The 23,618-nt window shown below is 38.9% G+C and carries 20 protein-coding genes; 1 reads left to right on the top strand and 19 read right to left on the bottom strand.

What is annotated here, in order from left to right; all coding sequences use genetic code 11:
- Positions 1-89: 89 nt before the first annotated feature.
- The 12 genes from F0Q01_RS10005 to F0Q01_RS09950 all read right to left on the bottom strand — a co-directional run bounded on the left by F0Q01_RS10005 (position 90) and on the right by F0Q01_RS09950 (position 13,997).
- Complete coding sequence (locus F0Q01_RS10005) at positions 90-1,256, bottom strand: WG repeat-containing protein (protein ID WP_090488560.1); 1,167 nt, start codon at positions 1,254-1,256, stop codon at positions 90-92.
- A 271-nt stretch (positions 1,257-1,527) separates the two neighbouring features.
- The gene (locus F0Q01_RS10000; protein ID WP_090488558.1) at positions 1,528-2,538 is read right to left on the bottom strand and encodes a TRAP transporter substrate-binding protein; all 1,011 of its coding nucleotides are present in this window, start codon (positions 2,536-2,538) and stop codon (positions 1,528-1,530) included.
- Positions 2,535-3,320, bottom strand: a complete 786-nt coding sequence (locus F0Q01_RS09995; protein ID WP_090155776.1) for a response regulator transcription factor — start codon at positions 3,318-3,320, stop codon at positions 2,535-2,537. The genes F0Q01_RS10000 and F0Q01_RS09995 overlap by 4 nt, the downstream gene beginning before the upstream one ends.
- Positions 3,295-4,824, bottom strand: a complete 1,530-nt coding sequence (locus F0Q01_RS09990; protein WP_090155773.1) for a sensor histidine kinase — start codon at positions 4,822-4,824, stop codon at positions 3,295-3,297. The genes F0Q01_RS09995 and F0Q01_RS09990 overlap by 26 nt, the downstream gene beginning before the upstream one ends.
- A 77-nt stretch (positions 4,825-4,901) precedes the next feature.
- Positions 4,902-6,197 carry a TRAP transporter large permease gene (locus tag F0Q01_RS09985; RefSeq protein WP_090155771.1) on the bottom strand — a complete coding sequence of 432 codons (1,296 nt, stop codon included), beginning with the start codon at positions 6,195-6,197 and terminating at the stop codon, positions 4,902-4,904.
- A complete protein-coding gene (locus tag F0Q01_RS09980) occupies positions 6,197-6,721 on the bottom strand; it encodes a TRAP transporter small permease (protein ID WP_090155770.1) in 525 nt (174 codons plus the stop codon). Before F0Q01_RS09980 ends, F0Q01_RS09985 begins: the two co-directional genes overlap by 1 nt.
- 12 nt (positions 6,722-6,733) lie before the next feature.
- Positions 6,734-7,780: a TRAP transporter substrate-binding protein gene (locus tag F0Q01_RS09975; RefSeq protein ID WP_090488556.1), complete on the bottom strand. Its 1,047-nt coding sequence runs from the start codon at positions 7,778-7,780 to the stop codon at positions 6,734-6,736.
- A 275-nt stretch (positions 7,781-8,055) separates the two neighbouring features.
- A complete protein-coding gene (locus tag F0Q01_RS09970; protein WP_090488554.1) occupies positions 8,056-9,153 on the bottom strand; it encodes a sugar kinase in 1,098 nt (365 codons plus the stop codon).
- Between the two features lie 231 nt (positions 9,154-9,384).
- On the bottom strand, positions 9,385-10,785 hold the full coding sequence (uxaC, locus tag F0Q01_RS09965; RefSeq protein ID WP_090488552.1) for a glucuronate isomerase: 1,401 nt from the start codon (positions 10,783-10,785) through the stop codon (positions 9,385-9,387).
- Entirely contained in the window at positions 10,782-12,278 is a 1,497-nt protein-coding gene (locus tag F0Q01_RS09960) for a mannitol dehydrogenase family protein (protein WP_090488551.1), read from the bottom strand. The genes uxaC and F0Q01_RS09960 overlap by 4 nt, the downstream gene beginning before the upstream one ends.
- Before the next feature lie 4 nt (positions 12,279-12,282).
- Positions 12,283-13,356 carry a mannonate dehydratase gene (gene uxuA / locus F0Q01_RS09955; RefSeq protein ID WP_090488549.1) on the bottom strand — a complete coding sequence of 358 codons (1,074 nt, stop codon included), beginning with the start codon at positions 13,354-13,356 and terminating at the stop codon, positions 12,283-12,285.
- Positions 13,356-13,997: a bifunctional 4-hydroxy-2-oxoglutarate aldolase/2-dehydro-3-deoxy-phosphogluconate aldolase gene (locus tag F0Q01_RS09950; RefSeq protein WP_090154399.1), complete on the bottom strand. Its 642-nt coding sequence runs from the start codon at positions 13,995-13,997 to the stop codon at positions 13,356-13,358. The genes uxuA and F0Q01_RS09950 overlap by 1 nt, the downstream gene beginning before the upstream one ends.
- Positions 13,998-14,206: 209 nt before the next feature.
- Here F0Q01_RS09950 and F0Q01_RS09945 point away from each other — a divergent pair, with 209 nt between their 5' ends.
- The gene (locus F0Q01_RS09945) at positions 14,207-15,100 is read left to right on the top strand and encodes an AraC family transcriptional regulator (RefSeq protein WP_090154401.1); all 894 of its coding nucleotides are present in this window, start codon (positions 14,207-14,209) and stop codon (positions 15,098-15,100) included.
- Positions 15,101-15,104: 4 nt separating this feature from the next.
- Here F0Q01_RS09945 and F0Q01_RS09940 read toward each other — a convergent pair whose 3' ends face one another.
- The 7 genes from F0Q01_RS09940 to fliS all read right to left on the bottom strand — a co-directional run bounded on the left by F0Q01_RS09940 (position 15,105) and on the right by fliS (position 23,602).
- Positions 15,105-16,544 (bottom strand): radical SAM protein, encoded by a 1,440-nt coding sequence (locus F0Q01_RS09940; RefSeq protein WP_090488547.1) that lies wholly within the window; start codon positions 16,542-16,544, stop codon positions 15,105-15,107.
- Between the two features lie 155 nt (positions 16,545-16,699).
- Entirely contained in the window at positions 16,700-17,869 is a 1,170-nt protein-coding gene (locus F0Q01_RS09935; protein WP_090488545.1) for a glycosyltransferase family protein, read from the bottom strand.
- A 254-nt stretch (positions 17,870-18,123) separates the two neighbouring features.
- A complete protein-coding gene (locus F0Q01_RS09930; RefSeq protein WP_090488543.1) occupies positions 18,124-19,986 on the bottom strand; it encodes a glycosyltransferase in 1,863 nt (620 codons plus the stop codon).
- A 59-nt stretch (positions 19,987-20,045) separates the two neighbouring features.
- Complete coding sequence (locus F0Q01_RS09925) at positions 20,046-20,543, bottom strand: hypothetical protein (protein ID WP_090488541.1); 498 nt, start codon at positions 20,541-20,543, stop codon at positions 20,046-20,048.
- Positions 20,544-20,709: 166 nt separating this feature from the next.
- Positions 20,710-22,227 (bottom strand): flagellin, encoded by a 1,518-nt coding sequence (locus F0Q01_RS09920; RefSeq protein ID WP_090488539.1) that lies wholly within the window; start codon positions 22,225-22,227, stop codon positions 20,710-20,712.
- Between the two features lie 363 nt (positions 22,228-22,590).
- On the bottom strand, positions 22,591-23,073 hold the full coding sequence (locus F0Q01_RS09915; RefSeq protein ID WP_090488537.1) for a hypothetical protein: 483 nt from the start codon (positions 23,071-23,073) through the stop codon (positions 22,591-22,593).
- 118 nt (positions 23,074-23,191) lie between these two features.
- Complete coding sequence (gene fliS / locus F0Q01_RS09910) at positions 23,192-23,602, bottom strand: flagellar export chaperone FliS (RefSeq protein WP_090154416.1); 411 nt, start codon at positions 23,600-23,602, stop codon at positions 23,192-23,194.
- Positions 23,603-23,618 lie beyond the last annotated feature (16 nt).

Here is a 23,618-nt window from a genome sequence, read left to right as displayed (position 1 = left end):
TGCCTCTATATTATGTTAAACTTTATCCAGGATGGCAAAATTCCATCCCTTATTTTCAAATCTTCCTAATTTTATATTATTAGTTTTATCTATTTCTGAATATTCTGCCCCTTATCAAGCCAAACAGCTGCATAGCCTTCTGTAAAAGATGTAGCAGATTCAAATTGAGGTTCTAGGAACCATGTTCCATCAGTCTTTATATAGCCCCACTTTCCGTTCACTTTAACCGCGGCCAATCCATCCTCAGTGAAATATTTCACTTCATCAAACAGATAATCTGTTATATAGTTTCCCTCTGTATCTATATATGCGTATTTTTCATTTGATTCATCTTTCACATATGCATAGCCATTATTAAACCATGACGCATCATCAAATTGGGGGTCTATTACGTATTCTCCGGATTTATCAATATATCCATAATAGACATCCCTTTTTAAGCATAGTCCGCTATCAAACCCAGAACCTAGCTCTTCATCATCAAATACTCGATCTATAACTTGATTACCGTTCTTATCTATTAATATACAATTATCATCATCTATTTCTGCTATTAAAATCTCACAATCACCATTATATATTAATGTTTCATACATAGGTGCTATCTGCCAATTGCCTTTCTTATCAATCAAGCCTTCTTTTCCATCTACACCAGCTACAGCATACCCCTTTTTAAAAATATCTGCATAAGTATACTTAGGTTCAATTATCCACTCGCCATTTTTATCTAGATATCCTGATAGTCCATCTTTTGTTGTCACAAGTACAGTACCATCGTCAGATACTCTCCAATTAAATGCATTTGACAAATCAAGACCATCTAGCCTACTTATTTCATTTAATGAAGTATCAAATATTTGCAATTCATCATTTCCCGAGTTTTTTCGCAAAAGAACACCTGCATAGTTCCCTTCAAAATAATTGTAATTTGTATATCCTTCTCCGTCACCATAATCCCAAAATGTATCATTAATAAAAGAAAATGAAGAGTCTATATATCCATATACTTTTTTATAATCTTTTCTATTACCATAGTATGCGCTTACAAGTGCAATACCATCCTCATTAAACTCATAAACACCATAGAACGGAGTATCAGATACAACATTCCCATCTGTATCTATGAAATACATAGCACCGTTTCCTTCTGGATTTACAATTATACCAATCTCCATACTCTTTAAATAAAAATGATACGATGTAGCTAAAATAATAATCAAAAGTACGGCTATACCAGGTACTATTTTTTTTAACATATTCTCCTCCTAATTATAATAATTTACTGATTCTCATTTGGGTTTTTCTATTTCGTCAACATAATCAAAAAACAAGCTAAATTGATGACTTTTTGATTCTTCATTATCCTACGAAAGCATAAATAAGTATACCCTATTTTACGGTAATCATGCTCTACCCTTTCAATGTTTGCAACCTATTTTCACAAAAAAGCAGATAATCACAGGTTGTAATGATTATCTGCTTTTATTTAACATTTAATTGGTGGCAATTATTATACTCAATCCATTCTTAATAGTTTATTATCTTCTCCACCAAATCCATATCATCGCTACAATACTTCTTGTAGACTTCGCTCATGGCATCGCGGAATTTCTGTTTTTCCTCTACATCTAGATAGATTACCTGTGTGCCATTTTCTATAGCTATCTGCTTAGAGAGATTCTCGCGCTCTGTCCAGAGCTTGCGCTCGTAGACGGCTGATTCCTTAGCGCATTCCTCAATTATCTTTTGATCTGCACTATCAAGCATTTCCCAAACTACTTTTGAGCAAACCTGCATCTCTGGAACTCGGATGTGCTCGTCTATAGTGTAGTATTTAGCCAGCTTGTTGTGACCCATTGCCTGATATGATGGCCAGTTGTTCTCTGCACCATCCACAGTGCCCTTCTCAAGGGCTGAGTATACTTCTGAGTATGTTACCTCAACAGGTGTAGCTCCAAGAGCAGATACCATATCTGACATCATGGCCGACTCCTGAACTCTTATTTTCATGCCGGCACAGTCTTCCACAGATGTAATAGGCTTATCTGTACTGTAGAAATTACGGGCACCTGCATCGTACCAGGACAGACCTACAAGGTCATATTCATCTGCCTTGGCTAAAAACTCATCACCAATATCTCCCTCAAGAACTCTCCACATATGTTCCGAGTCATTGTATAGGTATGGCAATAGTAGTACATTCATGTCAGGAATAACTTCTGCAAGCTGAGATGTAGAAACACGGGCAAAGGCAATACCGCCGTATTTCATCTGGTTTATTACTTCTCTTTCGCTGCCCATTTTGGCATCGCACATGACCTCAATTTTGATACGGCCATTGGTCCTCTCATAAACCAGCTCTGCAAACTTTTTATCGCCTTGAGTGGTCGGATAGTCCTCAGTCTGATTATCTGCATAGTAAAATACAAACTCAGGGGCAGGCTCCGCCTTTTTATCCCTTTTAAAAAGTAATACCAACACAGCAGAAACTGCAATTATTAAAAATACTAGGACTAGTCCAATCCATCTCTTTCTCATCTTTGCATCACACCATTTCTATACTCGCTAGGAGTCATACCTGTCTGACGCTTAAATACTCTAGTAAAATAATTAGCGTCACGATATCCGGACTCAAAGCAAATATCCTTAATATTTATCAAAGGATTCTCCAAAAGCTTCTTGGCCTTCTCAATCCTATACTCATTTAAGTATACGATAAAACTCTTGCCAAAATTCTGCTTAAATAACTTACAGAAATATACTTCTGAATATCCTATTACTTCCGCAACATCCTGGAGAGAAATGTCCTCCTTGTAGTGCTCATGGATGTAATTCATTACTTCCTTAGCTACAGCCTTGGCCTTGCTGAAGCTGAAATCCTCCTCATCTCTAAGAGGTACCTGTACATTTCTAATCGGAGCCTCAGCGTCACTATTAGCACCTTTTTTATCAGCAATACTAAAGGATTCCTCGAAGGCACCTATTATATCTTCATCTGAGCCAGGCTTGAGCAAATAGTCAAGTGCCTTGACTGTTATCGCCTTTTTAGCATAGTTAAATTCATCAAATGCTGTTAGAAAAATAATACTACATTCTTTATCAAAATTCCTAATTTCTTCTGCAGCCTCAAGGCCACTTTTACCTGGCATCTCTATATCAAGGAGTGCAATCTGGCAATTGTTGCTCTTAAACTTATCAACTGCCTCCACTCCATTTTCCGCTAAAAAAATCTCCACCTGGTCGGGGAAAAATCCATTTATTTTCTTGGATATAACCTGACGCTCGATTGGCTCGTCATCTGCTATCAATACCCTGTACATTACTATTCTCCTTATAATATGTATCACTATTTATATAAGGCAATTCTATTTCCACAGAGGTCCCCACCCCTTCTTTACTCTCTACTACCATACTGGCTGTCTTGTACATCGCCTTAATTCGTCTATAAATATTTCCCATGCCAATACCCATAGAGGCACTGTCTTTTTGCTCAAGAGAACGAACCAGCTTATCTAATGTCTCCTGGCTCATTCCAACTCCGGTATCAACTACGGAAATAAATAAGTTTTCTTCTCTTTTACTAATTTCAACTAAAACACAACCGCCTTCCATCTTTGGGGCGATTCCGTGAATAATACAATTTTCAATAAGTGGCTGAAGTGTAAATGTTGGAACAAAAACATCATCTGCATCAACTGTACACTTCACTATATATTTAACCCTGTCTCCAAATCTCATCTTCTGAAGATACATGTAATTCTCAGAAACCTGAAGCTCCTTGGATAATAGGACCTCCTTGCCCTGAGTCTTGAGATTGTATCTAAACAAAGAGCTAAGAGCTTTTATCATTTCCTCAGTGGTGTCGGCACCCTCTAAGTTTGCCATACCACCAATTACATTTAAGGTGTTAAATAAGAAATGTGGATTGATTTGATTCTTTAGAAGCTCAAGGTTCATAGCATCAAGCTGCTTTTCTACCTCTAAAGTCTCCACCTCTTTTGCATGAAGCCTGTCAAGGGCCTCTCGTCTCTTTTCAAGAGCGTCTATATACTCTCCTGTTGCGTATTTCATTTTGTTAAAAGCGTGAACCAGCTCACCAATTTCGTCTTCATTTTTCACAACAACGTCATCAATATAAAAATCGTTGATTGCTATTCGTCTAGAAGCATCAGCCAAAGTAAGCACTGGCTCAGTAATATCCTTATTCATTCTTCTAGATATTTCAACAACAACTACAAAGAAAAAGGCGCTAATAGCAAGGGCTAGCACTGGAATTGCAAGCACCTTTGGAATCAGTTCCTTATATTTAGCATTACCCTCTTTCAAGGTAAAATCTACGAATCGTCTACTATAGCTGACCATATAGTCCTGCATATTGTATATGGAATATAGCTTTGAGACATACTCATCCTTTAAAAGATCTCCATTTAGGAGCTCATCCATGTACTGGCGATAAACTCCATAAGTAGTCTTGAGAGAAAAAAGCTGAGCATATCTGTCCTCTCCTAGATAATTGTAATCTAGTGGAACCTTATCGATAGCCTTAGATGTGTTGTCTAAAGCCTTCATCAGCTCATTCAAATTATCCTCTGATTTATTATCAATATATTTATTAAAGCTAGCTTTTTCCTCATCAAGAGAGATAATAATCTGACCTCCGTTAGAGTTGTCTTCCATTATCTCGTTGATATCAATTACAAATAATCGTATCAAAAAAGCATCAAAAACAATTGCCACCACAATAGTGAGCAAAACTGTTCCTATAAATAATGAAATTTTATTTTTAATTGTAGCTTTAATCCAAAAAGAGTTTAATTTTTTCATATTTTCAAAAACAAGACAGCATGTATAGTTACTATAGTAAGTATAATGCTGTCTTGCAAATTTTTCTATTCTAGATTTTAACTACCTAACATATTTGGAAGGAACATGCTTATTTCAGGTATAAATGTAATTAAAATAAGTACTGCAATCATGCATAAGTAAAATGGAAGTGTAGCTTTTACAACTTTCTCCATTTTTACTTTACCAACTGCTGATCCAATGAAGAGAACGCCTCCAACAGGTGGGGTTAAAAGTCCGATACCACAGTTAAGAATAAGCATGATACCAAACTGGATTGGAGTAATTCCAATTGACTCAGCGATTGGAAGAAGGATTGGTGTTGCAATAAGGATGATAGGTGCCATATCCATAATGCAGCCAAGCACAAGTAAAATACAGTTAATAAGAAGTGCTATAGCTATTGGATTACGTGTCAAACCTACAATCGCGCTTGCAGCTAAATCAGGTACATGAAGCATTGTGAGGCAATAACCAAAAATGCTTGATGTTGCAATAAGGATAAGAACGATTGAAAGTGTTCCAATGCACTGGTCAAATGTCTTCCATACGCCCTTCCATGTAAGTCCCTTGTAAACAAATACGCTGACAAGAAGACTGTAAATAACTGCAACGGCTGCTGACTCAGTAGCTGTAAATACACCGCCGACAACGCCGACTACAACTATGATGATAGCTGCCAATGCCCAGAATGAAGTTCCAAGTTGCTTTATAAATTTAATAAAGTTGAACTTCTCACCCTTAGGGTAATTTCTTTTCTTAGAGATGATAAATGAACCTATCATAAGAGAAATGGCAAGTAACGCTCCTGGTATATATCCTGCTAAGAAAAGAGCACCAACTGAAATTCCTCCAGCACTCATGGCGTAAATTACCATGTTGTGGCTAGGTGGAACCAATAGTCCTTCACATGATGATGTAATTGTAACTGCAGTTGAGAAGTCATCATCATAACCTTCCTCAACCATCATTGGAATAAGGATACTTCCAAGGGATGCGGTATCAGCAGCTGCTGAACCAGAAATACCACCAAAGAAATATGATGCCACGATATTAACCATTGACATACCGCCGGTCATCCATCCTACGCAGGCATTAGCTAGCGCAATCAGCCTCTCGGAAATTCCACCGCCTCCCATCAAGCAGCCCATTGTTATGAAGAAAGGCACAGCCATTAAACTATATGAACTGATACCTTTAACCATTTGCTGACATACAAGTGATAAAGGAAGACCCATGTACAACAAGCAAAAAATAGATGATAGTGCTACAGCATAAGCAATTTGAAATCTGAGTAATATCATTACCAGAAAGCTTATAAGCAACACTGCTATTGCTCCAGTATTAACTGCCATTACTTATCGCCCTCCTTTAAACAAATACCCTTAACATGGTTGTATAGTAACTCTAATTCAAATACAAACATTGCTATTCCTGCAACAGGAATTGGAAAATACATCCAAAATCTAGACAGCCATGGCATACTTGTGTATGTTCCGACTGCTCCTATTGAGATTGCATACTGCCATCCAATAACCACCATTACTACTGCAAGAACCATTACAAACAAATCATTTAATATATCGAGTGTCTTTACCAAACCCTTTGGAAGACGCTCATCAAATGCTGTCATACGTATATGCGATCTATTTCTAATAGCTAGCGCAGCAGAAAGTACCGCCATATAAGACATAAGTGTAAGTACCATCTGCTCTGTCCATGCAGAATCAGGGATAAAACTTACATATCGTCCTGTAATGCTGTATACGGTAATCAAGATATCTGCTACAAGTAAAACCTTGCAGATAAAGAGCATTACCTTATATGTAACATCATATAGTGGCTTTATTTTATCTACTCGTTTAAAAATGCCTTCCATAAATCCTCTTTTCTACTGCATATCAACGATCTGCTGATATAAATCTTCCTGACCCTTAATATTTTCATCAACTACAGGCTTTACAGCGTCCTGCCATGGAGTAATATCCTCAACTTCGATGATATTAACACCATCATCCTTGAGCTGCTGAAGAACTACGTTCTCCTGCTCCTCTGAGATCTGCTTATTGTACTCCTGAGTTGCCTTTCCTGCCTCAACAAGAATCTGCTGCTGCTCTTCTGTAAGGCTATCCCATGTTGAATCAGCGATGATTACTTCAAGGGCACCAATTGTGTGGCCATCAAGTACCATGTTGTTAGCTACTTCTGGGAATGCGTTTGTCTTGTAGTTAGAGATTGGCTGCTCTGCTGCATCAACAACGCCTGTCTGAAGAGCTGAATATAACTCGTTAAAGCTTACAACTGTTGGGTTAGCACCAAGGCCCTTTACTAAACCATTCATTACAGGGTCATCAGAAACACGAACCTTCATACCGTTGAACTTATCAATTGTTGAGATATCCTCATTTGAGAAGAAATGACGGAAGCCTTCCTCTGCATAGAAGAGACCTCTTACACCACTACCATTCTCATGTGGCTCAAGTAAGAATTCCTCTGCTAAATCAGATGTAGCAAAATTCCAGTAGTGATCACGGCTTACGAATGTATATGGAAGTGACATTAACTTTGTCTTGTTTGCTCCATATGGTGTAAGGCTGAATGGAGAAATACGTGCGATATCGATGTTACCGCCGCCACCAAGCATCTGATCTAATACCTGATCCTCAGGTCCTAAAACTGCGCCTGCCTGAAGGTCAATCTTGATAGTACCATTAGATCTTGCTTCAACTTCCTCTTTGAATTTCTGATCTGTCATACCTGCAACTGAATCAAGTGGATTAACCTCTGCCATTACAAGTGTGATTACCTCGCCGTCCGCTGCGGCTGCTGGTGTCTCAGCATCATTTACTGCTGATGTCTCTGGAGCTGATACTCCACATGCAGTCATTGAGAAAACTAATGCTGCTGTAAGAATTGTAGAAAGAATCTTTTTCTTCATATTTTTACCTCCCAAAAAAGATTTAAAATTACCTGTCATGTCTGACAATGACATTATAAGTGACTATTTTTTCTCAATAAATCGGACATTCTAAACATTCCTAGCATTATTTAAACATGTTTAAAAATATCCTATCGTCCTAGAAAAACCATTATACAACATAGCTTTTTTTGTATAAAAAATGCACAATTTCCCAGTGGAGAAATTGTGCATTTTTCTTTGAATCATTGAACGTCTTTATTTGGAGTTTTATTTAGTTTCTTTTTTGGATTAATTTATCTCTTTACACGAGCGCCTGCGCCACCCATAATAGCCTCAACCTCGGCACATGTAGCCATTGTTGTATCACCTGGTGTTGTCATAGCAAGTGCACCATGAGCTGTACCATACTCTACAGCCTTTGCAGCATCTGCTGTTGTCATGAGACCATAGATAAGACCTGAAGCAAATGAATCACCACCGCCTACACGGTCCATTATTTCAAGTCCCTTATAATCCTTTGCCTTATGAATCTGGCCATCAGCCCAGCAAAGTGCTGACCAATCATTTACAGTAGCTGTCTTTACTGTACGAAGAGTTGTAGCAACAACCTTGAAGTTAGGATATACCTTTGAAGCCTCATCAATCATCTTCTTGTAACCATCGATGTTAAGCTCCTTAAGGTTTGCATCATTTCCCTCGATTTCGAAACCAAGGCAAGCTGTGAAATCTTCCTCGTTTCCAATCATTACATCTACATACTTAGCAATTTCCTTGTTAACTTCCTGAGCCTTTGCCTGACCGCCGATTGCAGACCACATAGAAGCTCTGTAGTTAAGGTCATAAGAAACGATTGTGCCGTACTTCTTTGCAGTCTTGATAGCCTTAACAACTGTTTCTGCTGACTGCTCTGAAAGAGCTGCATAGATTCCGCCTGTGTGGAACCATCTTACTCCAAGCTCACCAAAGATATAGTCAAAATCAAAATCCTTATCTGTAGCTTGAGAAATAGCTGTGTTTGCTCTATCTGAACATGAAAGAGCTCCTCTGATACCAAAGCCTCTCTCTACAAAGTTAAGACCATTTCTGCACTCACGGCCGATACCATCTGTCTTCTTCCAGTTAATAAGCTTTGTATCTACGCCACCCTGAAGGATGAAATCCTCTACAAGATGTCCTACCTCATTATCTGCAAATGCAGTAATAACAGCTGTATCCATGCCAAAGCATCTACGAAGTCCGCGGATTACATTGTACTCTCCGCCACCTTCCCACGCTCTAAACTGACGAGCTGTGCGGATTCTGCCCTCACCTGGGTCAAGGCGAAGCATTACCTCACCAAGAGATACCGCATCATACTTACAATCCTTTTTGTCTCTTAATTCTAAATTCATTTCTTTTCTCTCCTTGGTCCGCGTTAGCTGCGCTAGCCAAGTATTTTCTGGAGACACGCTTTCGCTCTTGTCGTGCTCATTGCCCTACATAAGATGCTCCTACGGACCATCTAAGTAGGGATGGCACTCAAAGGTCTCTACGAAAACACTTGTCTAGCTTAGCTTTACGCTCATCTATAAATTTTATTTATAATAGTTGTAATTATTTATGCTTTACCACAAGTGTCTTTTTTACAAGTTGAAATATTTCACTGCGTTGCCGCCGCAAATGTCAGCCACCATGCCACGGAGGTAGTCCATGTCTGCTGGGTACTCTCCATTTTCTACCCATGAGCCGATTTTGTTGCAAAGGATTCGACGATAGAGCTCATGGCGTGGGAATGAAAGGAAGCTACGTGAATCAGTGAGCATTCCGATGGATGTTGAAATAAGTCCAGAGTCTGACATAGCCTCAATCTGACGCTCAATTCCATTTTTGTGATCACAGAACCACCATGCTGCTCCCAGCTGTACCTTACCCTTAATTCCATGCTCATTACTGCAGAATGTTCCTGCCATAGCTGCAAGCATTTCTGTATCCTTTGGATTTAAGCAGTAAAGAATTGTCTTTGGTAACTGGTCTGTTAAATCCATATCTGAAAGTAGTGATGCAAGCTGTGGTGCGTAGTTGAAATCATTTAACGCATCAAAGCCTGTATCAGGACCGATGTAATTGAAAAATCTCATAGAGTTATTTCTGATAGCTCCAATATGAAGCTGCATTACGATATTTTTCTTAGCGTACATCTGTCCAAGCTTTGTAAGAACAAAGCCCTTAAATTTGCCTTCCTCTTCCTCTGAAAGAGTTTTTCCTTCTAATCTTTCTTTAAATAATTCGTCTACCTCTACCTTATTTGTCTTTACGTAGAATGTAGCCTCCAAGCTGTGGTCAGATACTCTACATCCATTCTCGATAAAGAACTCAAGTCTCTTTTTCAATGCCTCAAGGAGAGAATCAACATCCTTTATCTCCACACCAGAAACATTTGAAAGTCGGTCAAGATAATCGAGATAATCAAGCTTATCTATTCCAATTGCCTTCTCTGGTCTAAAAGATGGAAGCACCTTTATTTCAAATCCATCTTCACGGATTTTCTTGTGCCACTCTAAGCTATCTGCAGGGTCATCTGTTGTACATAGGGCAGATACATTTTGTTTTCTTAGGAGGTTTCTCACTGAGAATTCCTTTGTTTTGAGTTTTTGGTTACACTGGTCCCATATAGCCTTTGCAGATGCAGGGGTTAGGGGAGTATCGATACCGAAGTATCTCTGCAATTCCATATGGGTCCAGTGATATAGAGGGTTTCCAATTAGGTTCTGCACAGTATCTGCCCATGCAACAAATTTATCAAAAGGAGCCCCGTCTCCAGTGATAAGCACTTCTGAAACACCGTTGGCTCTCATTGCGCGCCACTTGTAATGGTCTCCGCCAAGCCAAACTTCAGTCATATTGTCAAAACATTTATCCTCATAAATCTCTTTAGGATTTAAATGATTGTGATAATCGATAATAGGATCATCTTTTACTGCTTTAAACAAATCAATTGCTGTTTGATTATTCAGTAAGAATGTTTCATCCATAAATTTTTTCATAGTTTTTCTAATTCCCTTCTTACATTACCTTTTCCAACCATTTCAGAATGAATCTCAAGAACTCTCTTTGCTAAAGAATCCTCATAAAGATCTACGCCAAATACGTCTTTACGTTTTAGCACATCCTTTGGTGAAAGTGCCTTTAACTCATCAAGCAATGGGTCTGGGCTCTGCTCAAATGGGTTGCCCTCATCATCAATGCCCTCTAAGTATCTTAAATATCCAGCAAGTACCACAGGGATAACTCTCAGGCTATCTGTGCTAAGAGTGTGACTTGCGCGATAAGCCTTGATTGTCTCACCAAATCTAATTGGGAGCTTCTGCGATGTATCGCAGGCAATTCTCTGTGGAGTATCTGGCATAAATGGGTTTGGAAGACGCTTTGTAAGAACAGCATCTAAAAACTCCTGTGGTGAAAGAACCTTAGGGTCCACAACTACCTTCATGCCCTCTTCCTTGCCAAGAGTTGTAACAAGCTTTTTAAGTGTCTCATCATCCATCTCATCGTGGATTGTCTTGTATCCAAGAAGACATCCAAATATAGCAAGTGCTGTATGAAGAGGATTTAAGCAAGTACATACCTTCATCTTCTCTGTCTTATCTACTGTCTCTCTATCAGTAAAGATGATGCCTGCCTTCTCTAGGGAAGGTCTTCCATTAGGGAACAAATCCTCAATGACAAGATACTCTGTCTCCTCCGCATTTACGAAGTTAGATACATAAGTATTCTTTGAGGTAACGATTGGCTCAGTGCCTTCTACACCATCAGCCTCAAGCATTTTCTTAACTGTATCATCAGGACGTGGTGTGATTTTATCAATCATAGAAAGTGGGAATGCCACTACCTTTGGATTTTCAACATAGTCAACAAATCCCTTTTCGCATTTGCCATCTGCTACCCATTCATTTGCGATTTCAACTACTGCTTCCTTTAACTTGTCTCCGTTATGTGAGCAGTTATCCATGCTGACAATGGAAATAGGAAGGGCACCTGCCTTGTATCTCTCTAAGATAAGACCTACCACCTTGTTCATGTAGGCTCTTGTCTTATATCCCTTTTCAGTGATAGTGAAGCTGACCATCTGAAGAGATGGAGCTCTGAAAATCTCTCTTAATCGCTCAATTTCTGCCTTGTTTTCCTCATCTAAAATGCAAGCCTCAACAATTGAGCCGATAACTGTTTTTTCTACTGTTCCATCAGCCTTAAGTGTTGCTAAAATGCTTAGGTTATCGCAAGGTCTATTGTATTTCTCAATAATCTCGTAATCGTAACCTTCTGCAACAATAAGGCCTGTATCCATAGCGCCATCTTCAAGTAGCTTTTCCACTGCGTTTGCCTGGAAAGCTCTGAAAATATTACCTGCGCCAAAGTGAATCCATGATGGATTTGCCTTTGTATTTGCAGTAACTTTTTCTCTATCGTAGCTAGGAAGTTTATAACCTTTACTCTCCCAAGCCGCTTTGTTCTTAATACCTTCGTTTGTTAATTGCATCACATTATCCCCTTTTTGCATTCTTCTCTATAGCTTCCCACAAACCATTAATGTAGGCGGCTCCAAGAGCTCTATCGTAAAGACCATATCCAGGCATTGCCTTTTCGCCCCAAATCATACGACCGTGATCTGGTCTGATAGGTCCTGTAAATCCGATGTCGTAAAGTGCCTTTACTATCTCGTACATATCAAAGCTTCCATCACTTGAAAGATGTGCAGCCTCTTCGAAATCATCCTTTGAGTTAAACTTGAGATTTCTGACATGGGCAAAATGAATTCTACCCTTTAAGCTTCTAATCATGTCTGGCAAATCATTCTCAAGATTTGTTCCATAAGAACCTGAGCAGAATGTCACACCATTGTGTGGATTGTCTACCATTTTCATCATTCTCTGGATATTCTCCTTGTTAATGATGATTCTTGGAAGACCAAATACAGGCCACGCTGGATCATCTGGATGAATAGCCATGTTGATATCATACTTGTCACAAACTGGCATGATTCTCTCAAGGAAATACTTGAGGTTCTCAAATAAATCTTCGTCTGTGATGTCCTTGTATTCGTCGAAAAGCTCCTTAACATGAGCAAGTCTATCTGGCTCCCAACCTGGCATCAAAGAACCATTTGTGTCACCAGCAATTGAATCAAACATTTTCTCAGGAACAAGTGCATCTACAGCAGCCTGGTTGTATGCAAGAACTGTAGAGCCATCTGGGCGCTTTCTTGCAAGCTCTGTTCTTGTCCAGTCAAATACTGGCATGAAGTTGTAGCAAACCATGTGAATATCTTCTTCACCGAGATTTGTAAGTGTCTCAATGTAGTTGTCAATAAGCTGCTCTCTGCTTGGCTTTCCAAGCTTGATATCCTCGTGGATGTTTACGCTTTCGATTCCTGCTACGTGAAGTCCTGCTGCCTCAACTTCAGCCTTCATAGCTTTAATTCTCTCACGAGACCAAACCTCGCCTGGCTTTGTGTCATAAAGTGTAGTGATAACTCCCTTAACACCAGGAATCTGTCTAATCTGCTCTAAAGTTACGGTATCAAAATCCTTACCATACCATCTAAGTGTCATTTCCATTATGCTCTTGCCTCCTTAACAATTTCTGCTGCCTCATGTGTAAGCTCTTCAATTTTTGCGAAATCGCCAGAAGCAATCAAATCGCCCTTTACCATCCATGTGCCACCGCAGGCTACAATCTTTTTATATGCTAAATAGTCTTTTACATTTTCCTTGTTAATTCCGCCTGTTGGCATGAATCTAAGCTTTGAATATGGTGCTGCAACAGCCTTAATCATTGGAAGGCCACCTGCTGGCTCAGCTGGGAAGAACTTTACAAAATCAAGTCCAAGCTCCATTGCCTGCTCCATCTCGCCTGGTGTCTGAACACCTGGTGTAACTGGGTATCCCTTCTCCAAACAATGCTTAACAACTGTTGGATTAAATCCTGGGGCAACGATAAATTTTGCACCTGCTGCAACTGCTCTGTCTGCCTGCTCACATGTTAAAACTGTGCCAGCGCCCACAAGCATGTCAGGGAAATCTTTTGATAAGATTCTGATTACCTCCTCTGCAGCTTCTGTTCTAAAAGTAACCTCAGCAGCTGGAAGACCGCCCTTCATCAAAGCCTCTCCAAGTGCGTGAGCATCCTTAGCATCTTCAAGTACAACAACTGGGATAATACCAATTTCTTCAAATCTTTTCTTTAAATCCTCGTACATGACCTTTCTCCTTTTTCTTTCCGGTTTTCCCTCTAGGGAACTAGTTTATGTTCACATAATAACTTCGAAAAAAGATTTATCCCATTGTTGAAATTGTTAGCTATATTGCAAATCTTGTTGTTTTATGTTATTTATAAAATAGTACTTTTAATAAGAAGTAATCGCTTATTTTGACTGGGCAAATATTGCAATTTTAGGGTGATTTGATTATGAAAAAGAATTTAAAAACCGAGTTTTCTACTAGACAATATATGCTGTCGCAGGACTTTGAGATTTATTATTACAGCGACAGAATTGTGCCTACAGTTGAGGCTCATACTCATGATTATTACGAGTTTTATCTTTTCATCGAGGGAAATATTATCATGTACATTGATGGTAAAAAATTTGTTCCAACACCTGGAACAATGGTTGTTATCCCTCCATATTTGGCACACTATGCTCGCCTTGTAGACAGTGATGTTCCTTATCGAAGATTTGTATTTTGGGTTACAGAGGACTTCATTGACAACCTGGGTAGACAGTCAGAGGACTACCGATACCTTACCGATAAGGCCAAAAATTCCGGCAGCTTTTTCATTAACAAATTCACAGAAATTGAGTTCAACACCATCCAGGGAAAGGTATTCTCTCTCATTGATGAAATCAACTCAAATCGCTTTGGAAAAGACGCTAAAATCATGCTTTATGTCAGCGATTTAATCCTTTCTATTAATCGAAATGTATATGAGTCACAAAACCCTAATATCGTAAATGCGGATTCTGACTCCCTTTACGAAAGCATTATCCAATACATTGAGACCCACATCGACGAGGATTTATCATTGGAATTGCTCTCCGACTATTTCCATGTCAGCAAGTTCCACATAGCCCATGTTTTCACCGAAACCAATGGACTCTCCATCCATAAATACATAACAAAAAAGCGCCTCGACATGTGCCGAGACGCCATTTTAAGCGGTCAAGATATATCTCTAGTAGCCGAAACTTACGGCTTTTCTGACTACTCCGTATTCTACCGTGCCTTTGTTAAGGAATACGGAACCAGCCCCAAGAAATACAGGGATAATATTGTACGAAATATGGGCCTTCCTACTACATAACATTTTAGGATGTATGTTTTATATGTCGCAAAGGTGCTTTAACGCTGTGCTTGTGGGTTTGTACACTATGCTGGCTTTCCCAGATTTCATCGGCTGCTTTACCCCAGTCGCGGGCGTAGGTGTCGGCCTTTGAGCAAAGGTGGTCTACGGATTCTGGTGATTCCATGTTAGTTTGCTTTGCACCTGTGGCAGCAACAATGCCTCTGAGTTTCTCAGGATTTTCAAGCATTGGACATGGTCTTAAGTGATTCTTGTTAAATGGCTGTCCATCGTGATATGCCATGAAAAGTGGACTCTGTAGAATCTCCAAAATTGATTTCTCATGAATGTTCGAATCTGAAAAATGTATAAACACGCATGGTTCCGCATCGCCGTTTGAGTTAATGTGGAAGTAATTACGACCACCCGCTATACAACCACCAACATACTCACCATCATTCTGAAAGTCCATTGGGAAAAATTCTATATCTGATTCATTTGATCTGACAAAGCGGATACGCTCAATCATATTCTTGCGCTGCTCAACAGTTGGCATAAGCTCAGGAACAGCATTGTTTCCAACCGGCATATAGTGGAAATAGAAACCAAATCTAGCACCCTTCTCAGAAATAAATCTTAAGAACTCATCGCTAGTTACTGCTTCAATATTATCTCTTGTATAACAAATCGAAGTTCCATAAATGATTCCATACTTCTTTAAAAGGTCCATAGCCTTCATTACAGCTTCGTAGTGGCCGTCGCCTCTTCTTGCATCATTTGTCTCAGGAGTTCCCTCGATAGAAAGCATGAACGTAAGATTTCCAAGCTCTACAACTTTCTTACAAAGCTCCTCATCAATCAAAGTAGAGTTAGAGTAGGCTGCAAAGAAACAGTCATTATGCTTCTCGCAAAGCTTTATAATATCAGCCTTTCTGACCATTGGTTCGCCGCCTGTCATCATGTACAGATATACGCCAAGCTCTTTACCCTCTGTGACAATTTTATCCATGTCTTCAAATGTAAGATTTGCCTTGTGTCCATATGTGCCAGACCAGCAACCAATACAGTGCATATTACAAGCCATTGTAGGGTCAAAAAGAATAAGCCAAGGCACGTTACAGCCATACTTTTTTCTATTCTTGCGAATCTTTTTTGTGCCACGGAAAAATGCTTCGTATCCTAGGTTTAACGTCATTTTACTGAGATAATCAGGGTTAGTTTCGTCAATTACCTTGTTGATATATTTCACCCATCTATTATTTGGATCAGCTAAAGCTTTTTTTGCCCTTTCAAGCTTTTCTTTATCGGCACCTTTAGTACCCCAAAATTTTTCTCCAACATTGGCCAGTCTTAAATATGAATTTGTTCGTGCTTTTGGATTGTTATTAAGATTTCTTATAAATTTGTTAATCTCAGCTGAAAAAATCTTTCGCTGAGCCGCATGTGCAAGATTATTTGTACCCATTTTAACCCTCCCTGATACCGAAAACTTTTCGCTCTCTATTTTTATATTAGTTAGGGATTTAAAATGAAACAATGTACAGCAAAAATATAATGTTTGTTGTAGACTACATTTGAATAAAAATGTCTAATAATTTACATTATTTATCTAAAATGTATTCACAATGAGTCTGTTACGACCTCAAGCAATGTATTTATGCGCTGCTCATATGAACAATTCTCTTCTACATACTTTCGGCCGGCTGCTGCAATGGCAGCTCGCTCAGCGTCGTGCTTTAGATAGAAATCCACCTTTTCAAAAAGATCTCTCTGGTCGTAGTACCAGACTAGATGTTTTTCATTTTCAAATTGCATAGGCAGCTCCGCCTGGAAGTTTGTAATGCAAAATCCACCTGCCCCAAGTATATCGTATATACGAAGCGGAACTCCGCTTTTTATATTTGGAATTGTCATGTTCAAGTTTACTTTGGAGCCCCTAAATACCTTAGGCATTTCCTCCCAATAATCCACGGCCCCCTTGTAGTTAACACGTATCAAATCAGCTGTATTTGAGTTTGTATAAATGCTTACATCATGGTGCTTTGACAGCTCTATAAGTATGCTTCTTCTTTGCTTTTCGGCTATTTTAAATCCAAGTGTTGTAACTGAAAAAATAAGGTTTAAATCTGACAGAGAATCCTCAGATTTTTCCAGTTCAAAGTAGTTTTCAAGCTCCATTAAAATCTCTGGCGTAAGCATTCTATCGATGATATTTATCCCCTGTAAATCCTTCTGTGCCTCCATTGTCGCCTCAAAATATCCTCGCAAATAATCAGGCAGGGTATACTCCATTTTGTCGTAAGAATTTTTCTCATATAGGGAGCCTACAAAGCTTATGTCATTAATATATTTATCTAAATCTCCAGAGTTTTTAAAAAGGTAGTCGATTCTGTTGCAATCCACTGCTAGGGGCAGGTGATATACATGCTCTACCCCCATTCCCTTGAACTCTTCGACATTGGTTAAATCAAATAAAAAGATGCGATTTACATCATTGAAAACTGACTTGTGATACATGGAAATCAGTGGATTGTCACAGCTCCAGCACACATACAAAAGACCACATTCCTGGCATACATTTGATATCAGTGGAAAGTAATTTACAGTAAAGAAAAAGTCATATGAATCTGCCTTTATCATAGCCTTTAGTTCAGCTGCAAATTTTTCATCCACATCATAATTAAGAAGGTCCTGATAGACCTCCTTAACTTCGAATCCCATTTTCTCAAATGTAAACTTTATGTCTTTGTAATTGTAGGCTTTCCACCTATACATCAAAATCTTTTTCATTTCTATGTCCTACGCATGTTACGATAACAAGCCATATAATTATCTCCGCTTGTTACGCTCTCAAGCCTGAGATATTACTCCGCTCGACTACATGTCTCGCTGCGCAACACTCAGAGCTTGATAGCTACAAGCTCATTTTAATTGTCAACTCTTCATACACAAAAATTTTGCATTCCACCACAAAGAGCTTGTTATCTACATGCTTAGTTTTTATTAATTACTCAACACAATTATACGCCATAAATACCACCACACTAGAAGTGTAAGGTATCCACTCCGTAGGTGCTGCGGATGATTGAAGTTAATTGTCCGTATGTAGCTATGGCTTCGTCTGATTTGCCTGCTGCATCTAGGTCTGCAATTTGCTTTAAGATAGCTTCCTCTAGGTTGTACATCTCAGCAAATTTATTTGGATCTTTCTCTTTTTCTTCCTTAATCATCTGGTATGTGCCATATAACTTAGAGAAGCTTTGAATTGTAGAATCCATTATCTTTCTCACACCGATGGCATCCTTTAAAATCTTTAAAGCTACTGTTGGGTCTCCATCTTTTTTCTCTGCAAATTCTACAAATAATCTGCCCAGGCGTACTTCTGGCTTGACCTCATTTTTATCTGCCTTTTCTTCCATCCAAGCTATGTGAAGACCGTGCCATTCTTCAGTCATGGCAGCATATTGTAATAGCTTGTCTAAAAGCTCGCTGAAGGTGTAGAAATCTCCCTCTAAAAGGCGACGTTCCATAAGTCTAATATCACAGAAAAGATTCATTTCCTTTTCACGATCTGTAGTCTTAAATGCGGATTTTAAATTCTTCCACATAGGTCCATCTATTTTTTCAAGATTCTCGTCTATTTCATGCTGAAGCACATCTCTAAATCCCGGTCTAGTAAAGAACTTGTTTAGTACGTCCCTCAGCTCTTTTTTATAGCCATACTCACATGCCTTTATAACTAGCATTTTTATAAAGCCACGATTGAGTCTTACAACAGGGGAATTCCATGATATTCTGCGATAATAATGTACTAGCGGTCCAAAATCATCATTCATAAGTCCGCAAGCCATTAAATAGCAGTATGTTGTATTCTTATGCAACTCATCAAAGGCATCAAAAACAAATATTCCTCCCTGCAGGAATATTTCACCCTTATTATTTTCCAGCCTATCCATTATCTCTAGATAACGGTTACATGCCTCCACACATTCCTTTGTTTTTATGGTTACATAGAAAGCCTTTGCAGCATAAGTACTTAGCTTCGCAACAGCTAAATCCATTATCTCATTGCGCTTAAGTTCATCATAATAGAATTCAATAAGCTCATCATATCTATCAAGCTCATCTAATGCTATTGCTATACCACAAGCAAACGGTCCACGGTAGCGGATAGCCTCTTCCTCTTTATTGATTCTAGCATCTTCAAGGGCTTTCTTACATAATTCTAAAAGGTCTTCGTGATATTTACATGCCCTATACTCCTGAGCCAGCTGGTATGGCCAACGCAAGTTATCAGGCTGCTCTTCCATCATTTCCTTTAAAAGAGGAATGTTTCGCATTGAATGCTTAATATTGTCCTCCTCAGAAACATACACATAGCCAAAGTGTCCTGCCTGAGCATCCATAAACATAGCATTTCCATAAGCAGGCTCAATGTACTCATGTACCTTTCCAATAAACCTAGTTTCTGGGGTCACAGAACACATGCGTACAACCTCTATATCAGAGTATTCTATTCCCTCAAAATCAAGATAATTACGCTGATAATAGCCACCTATATTGTACTCTGTACAATTTGGCTGCTTAAAGAAATCGATTATATATTTGGTGTCCAAAAACCACTCATCATCATCGATAAAGAGAAACATCTTTCCATTGGCTTGATCCAGCTGGAAATTTCTCGCCTTGGCAAAATCATTACACCATGTGAATTCAAATACCTCATCAGCATATTTTTCAATTATGGCTCTTGTCTCAGGAGAACATCCAGTATCTACAACCTGTATCTCTGAGTCAATAGCCTCACGAATTGGCATCAAAGATTTAAGGCAGCGCTCGGTTGTATCCGGTCTGCCACAACATAAAAGGCTAATTGTAAGAAGTTTTGTTTTCTCTTTTGTGTTCATCGTTTCTCCTTTTAATAAAGTCAAAAAGGCCCGTCATCTGACGAGCCTTTGAATTTTATTTAGTATGTTCCAACTACAAGTGGTCTGTACATTTCCTCTCCTTCTGTGAGTCCAGGTACATTGCCAAGACAGCTATCAATCAATCGATTGATTTCCTTGCTGACGATTAGCTTTTCACCTGGTGCGTCAACCAATCCTCTGAAGTCGTATACATCTATACTTCTTATTTCGATAATTCTCTCTTCGATATCATTAAGAATCCTTGATAGGATAGGTTCGATATCGAGCTTATGATCAATGACTAATTCTCTGTCATTTAAATTCTCACTTATATCGTAAATCAAATTGCAATATTTTTCAAATTTTTCAACGATATCTGAGTAATCCATTCCCATTGATTCAAGATATTCACCGAGAACTAAAGCTTTCTGCTGGCATTCGATTAGAACTCTTAAATCGCCTTGTAAATCTTCTGTTCCCCCGTTTGCAAATCTGGCATTTGCTGAGTAAAGCTCCAAAACCATCATTTCCATTTTGTTTCTTGTAAAGTATGCCATACGCTTTACCTCTTTTCTATGTAAAACCCTACCAAATTGTTGTAGGCGCTATTTTCAAAGTTACTATTTAGTTGATTTTTTGTTTAAATATCCCCACCCCTTATAAGAGGTGGGGATTAATTATTCTAGTTATATAATTCCGGTAGATTAAGCACTTTTATAAATCTTACTGTAAGAGCTGAAGTACACCCTGTGTAGCCTGGTTAGCCTGAGCGAGCATTGACTGTCCAGCCTGCTGTAAGATGTTGTTCTTTGAGTACTCAACCATTGTGTCAGCCATATCTGTATCACGGATTCTTGATTCAGCTGCCTCTGTGTTCTCAACTACGTTGTCTAAGTTCTTGATAGAGTGCTCAAGTCTGTTCTGTACGGCACCAAGTTCTGCTCTCTGTGCTGATACTCTCTGGATAGCATCTGTGATTGCATCGATTGCGTATGTTGCGTTCTTACCTGTTGCATCTGATACGTTGATACCTGCAATACCGATTGACTTAGCGTTCATAGCTTCAAGAGTAACGTTAATCTTGTTTGTCATGGCTGCGTCAGCACCTACGTGAAGGTTAAGTGTAAGTGCGTTCTGGATATTTACGAAGCCCTTTGTGATTGAGAAGCTGTATGTTGTAGATGTAATTTCCTTACCATCAACAGTCTTCTTAATGTTGTGCTTCTCCCAAATGTAGTCACCAGCTTTAATCTTTCCGTCTGCAGATGTTGTCTTTGCTGTATCCATTGATGCAGGGCCATCTGTTGCGCCGATTGATGAAGCTGCCTTAAGCTCGATTGCTACCATCTTGTATGCTGCTGTAGCCTTGATAAGTGTTACGTTAGCATCATCAATACCTGTTGACTTGTTGTATGAAGTAGAGAATCTTGTTACTTCATTACCGTTATATTTTACTGTAGAACCAGCTGTAATAAGCTTTGAAAGGTATCCGTTTGTAACCTTTGCATTTGCAATATCTGTTCCGATATCGTCAGCATTAATTGTGTATGTCTTGCCATCGATTGAAATTGTATCGCCAGCTGTAAGCTTCCATGTACCTGCTTCTGTAGGTGAAGCACCTGCTGTATAGTACTGTGTTAAGTGAAGAGCTTCTGCTACTTCCTGGTTTGTAGAAGCACCGATTGTGTACTGTGTACCACCGATTGTATATCTTTCGCCTGCCTCAAGTGATTCCATGGTGAATGTTGCTCTAGTAGTATTCTGGATTAATGTTCCATCCAAACCTGCATCATGTGCGTTGATATACATTCTTCTAAGTCCTACATCACCTTTAAGAAGGAATGTCTCGTTGAACTTTGTTGTAGAAGCGATACGATCGATTTCCTGTGTAAGCTGATCAATTTCGTTCTGGATATCACTACGATCTGATTCTGAGTTTGTACCATTAGCTGCCTGAACTGCTAATTCGTTCATTCTCTGAAGCATGTCATGAACTTCTGTGAGGGCACCTTCAGCTGTCTGTACTGAAGAAACACCATCTGAAGCGTTTGTAGAAGCCTGGCCTAAACCACGAATCTGCTTTCTCATCTTCTCAGAAATTGAAAGTCCTGCTGCATCATCAGCTGCTCTGTTAATCTTGTATCCTGAAGAAAGCTTCTCTGTGCTCTTTGACTGTGCGTCTGTTGTAATGTTGAGCGTTCTTGATGAGTTCGCTGCCTGCATGTTGTGTTGTACTACCATAATAAATTCCTCCATGAGATTCAGCTAAGTCCATTTAGCTTTTAAATCCGTTTTTCTTGATAGCCCAACATCCGTGTCTGGCCTGGTTATTAAATTTGATTTTTCTAAAGATTCGAATTCGATTTTGCAAGGGTAATTGTTCCTTACACCTTATTTATCGTTTGCGTGTCCAAAAACTTTACCCCTTTTTAAAAAAAATTTTCATTTTGTATCAATTTTCTCATTTTATGTGCAATATAAAAAACTCGCAGAAGCCTTGATTTTACTAGGTTTCTGCGAGCCGAAAATTTATCTGAAAATAGGTCAAATAATTTGTTAATTTAATCTAAATTTCATTAAAATCCCCATGTTTTAGAGGCTAATTTATTTCTTTTTATCTAGGAAAGAAGGGTCGTCAGCCTTATTATGGGCCATCATATTTTTATAATAAGAGGTAACCACGTCATTTGATTTTTTGATTTCACGAACCTCTTTTTTGATATTGGCAAATCGAGCTTTAGCGTACTCTTTATTTCTATATTCTGAAGCCTCCACATCAGCAGTCAGGTCAGTTACCTTTTTAATAAGCTCCTGCATCGTGCGAATCTCATCAGCATAAGTCTCTCTATCAGCTTCTATAATAGTCTTTACCCTGCCAAAAAGCTGCTGGAAGCCTTCGTCAAGCATAATGATTCTATCGATGAGCTCTGACTTCATATTCATATTCTTTTCCAAATCATCCGGTGTTGTATTTGGATCCTGAAGAATAGCTGCCTGCTCCTGATTCCTTATCTGAAGAACTCGTAAGATATCTGCTTTCTTTTCAAGTGATTCTCTAAGCATTACTACATAATCCATGTTTTCCATGATTTACCCCTTTTCTCCGCATCTAGGTTCAGAATCTGATTATCATTTCTTCTATTTATATAATAAATGTTTGAACACAAAAAAACGACCCCTCATTTTAGAGGGGTCATAAAAATCATTATCCAGCGATTTCATTTGTGCCATCAAGCTTTTTGCCATTTGCTGTAAGCTTCATAACATCCTTCCAAGTATCTCGCATTGTACGAAGATGCTTTAACACCTCCTGCAATGTCTCTGGATCCTTGTCAATCATTGCATGTCTAAGGCAACTTCTGAGATATGTATATACTGCCTGGAAGTCCTTAGCTACAGGATACTTTTCATCCAATGTAATCTCAAACTCTTCAATAATTCTATCAGTCTTTCTGATATTATTGTGAGCCTTTTCAATATCATTATTTTCGCATGCTACTATGGCTATATTGCAAAACTTGATTGCACCTTCATAGAGCATAAGGGTCAGCTCTGCGGGAGAAGCTGTTAAAATTCTGTTTCTTGCGTAAGCGTCGTAACCGTTCATTGGTGTCATAAAGATCGCCTCCATG

This window comes from Pseudobutyrivibrio xylanivorans, from assembly GCF_010906925.1.
Taxonomy (GTDB): Bacteria; Bacillota; Clostridia; order Lachnospirales; family Lachnospiraceae; genus Pseudobutyrivibrio.
The sequence above is the reverse complement of the archived record's forward strand: the minus strand, read 5'-3'. Positions and strand labels throughout refer to the sequence as shown.

Excerpts from the sequence above, each read along its gene's own strand:
- F0Q01_RS10005 (WP_090488560.1), bottom strand. The coding sequence starts at position 1,256 with ATGTTAAAAAAAATAGTACCTGGTATAGCCGTACTTTTGATTATTATT.
- F0Q01_RS10000 (WP_090488558.1), bottom strand. The coding sequence starts at position 2,538 with ATGAGAAAGAGATGGATTGGACTAGTCCTAGTATTTTTAATAATTGCA.
- F0Q01_RS09995 (WP_090155776.1), bottom strand. The coding sequence starts at position 3,320 with ATGTACAGGGTATTGATAGCAGATGACGAGCCAATCGAGCGTCAGGTT.
- F0Q01_RS09990 (WP_090155773.1), bottom strand. The coding sequence starts at position 4,824 with ATGAAAAAATTAAACTCTTTTTGGATTAAAGCTACAATTAAAAATAAA.
- F0Q01_RS09985 (WP_090155771.1), bottom strand. The coding sequence starts at position 6,197 with ATGGCAGTTAATACTGGAGCAATAGCAGTGTTGCTTATAAGCTTTCTG.
- F0Q01_RS09980 (WP_090155770.1), bottom strand. The coding sequence starts at position 6,721 with ATGGAAGGCATTTTTAAACGAGTAGATAAAATAAAGCCACTATATGAT.
- F0Q01_RS09975 (WP_090488556.1), bottom strand. The coding sequence starts at position 7,780 with ATGAAGAAAAAGATTCTTTCTACAATTCTTACAGCAGCATTAGTTTTC.
- F0Q01_RS09970 (WP_090488554.1), bottom strand. The coding sequence starts at position 9,153 with ATGAATTTAGAATTAAGAGACAAAAAGGATTGTAAGTATGATGCGGTA.
- uxaC (WP_090488552.1), bottom strand. The coding sequence starts at position 10,785 with ATGAAAAAATTTATGGATGAAACATTCTTACTGAATAATCAAACAGCA.
- F0Q01_RS09960 (WP_090488551.1), bottom strand. The coding sequence starts at position 12,278 with ATGCAATTAACAAACGAAGGTATTAAGAACAAAGCGGCTTGGGAGAGT.
- uxuA (WP_090488549.1), bottom strand. The coding sequence starts at position 13,356 with ATGGAAATGACACTTAGATGGTATGGTAAGGATTTTGATACCGTAACT.
- F0Q01_RS09950 (WP_090154399.1), bottom strand. The coding sequence starts at position 13,997 with ATGTACGAGGATTTAAAGAAAAGATTTGAAGAAATTGGTATTATCCCA.
- F0Q01_RS09945 (WP_090154401.1), top strand. The coding sequence starts at position 14,207 with ATGAAAAAGAATTTAAAAACCGAGTTTTCTACTAGACAATATATGCTG.
- F0Q01_RS09940 (WP_090488547.1), bottom strand. The coding sequence starts at position 16,544 with ATGGGTACAAATAATCTTGCACATGCGGCTCAGCGAAAGATTTTTTCA.
- F0Q01_RS09935 (WP_090488545.1), bottom strand. The coding sequence starts at position 17,869 with ATGAAAAAGATTTTGATGTATAGGTGGAAAGCCTACAATTACAAAGAC.
- F0Q01_RS09930 (WP_090488543.1), bottom strand. The coding sequence starts at position 19,986 with ATGAACACAAAAGAGAAAACAAAACTTCTTACAATTAGCCTTTTATGT.
- F0Q01_RS09925 (WP_090488541.1), bottom strand. The coding sequence starts at position 20,543 with ATGGCATACTTTACAAGAAACAAAATGGAAATGATGGTTTTGGAGCTT.
- F0Q01_RS09920 (WP_090488539.1), bottom strand. The coding sequence starts at position 22,227 with ATGGTAGTACAACACAACATGCAGGCAGCGAACTCATCAAGAACGCTC.
- F0Q01_RS09915 (WP_090488537.1), bottom strand. The coding sequence starts at position 23,073 with ATGGAAAACATGGATTATGTAGTAATGCTTAGAGAATCACTTGAAAAG.
- fliS (WP_090154416.1), bottom strand. The coding sequence starts at position 23,602 with ATGACACCAATGAACGGTTACGACGCTTACGCAAGAAACAGAATTTTA.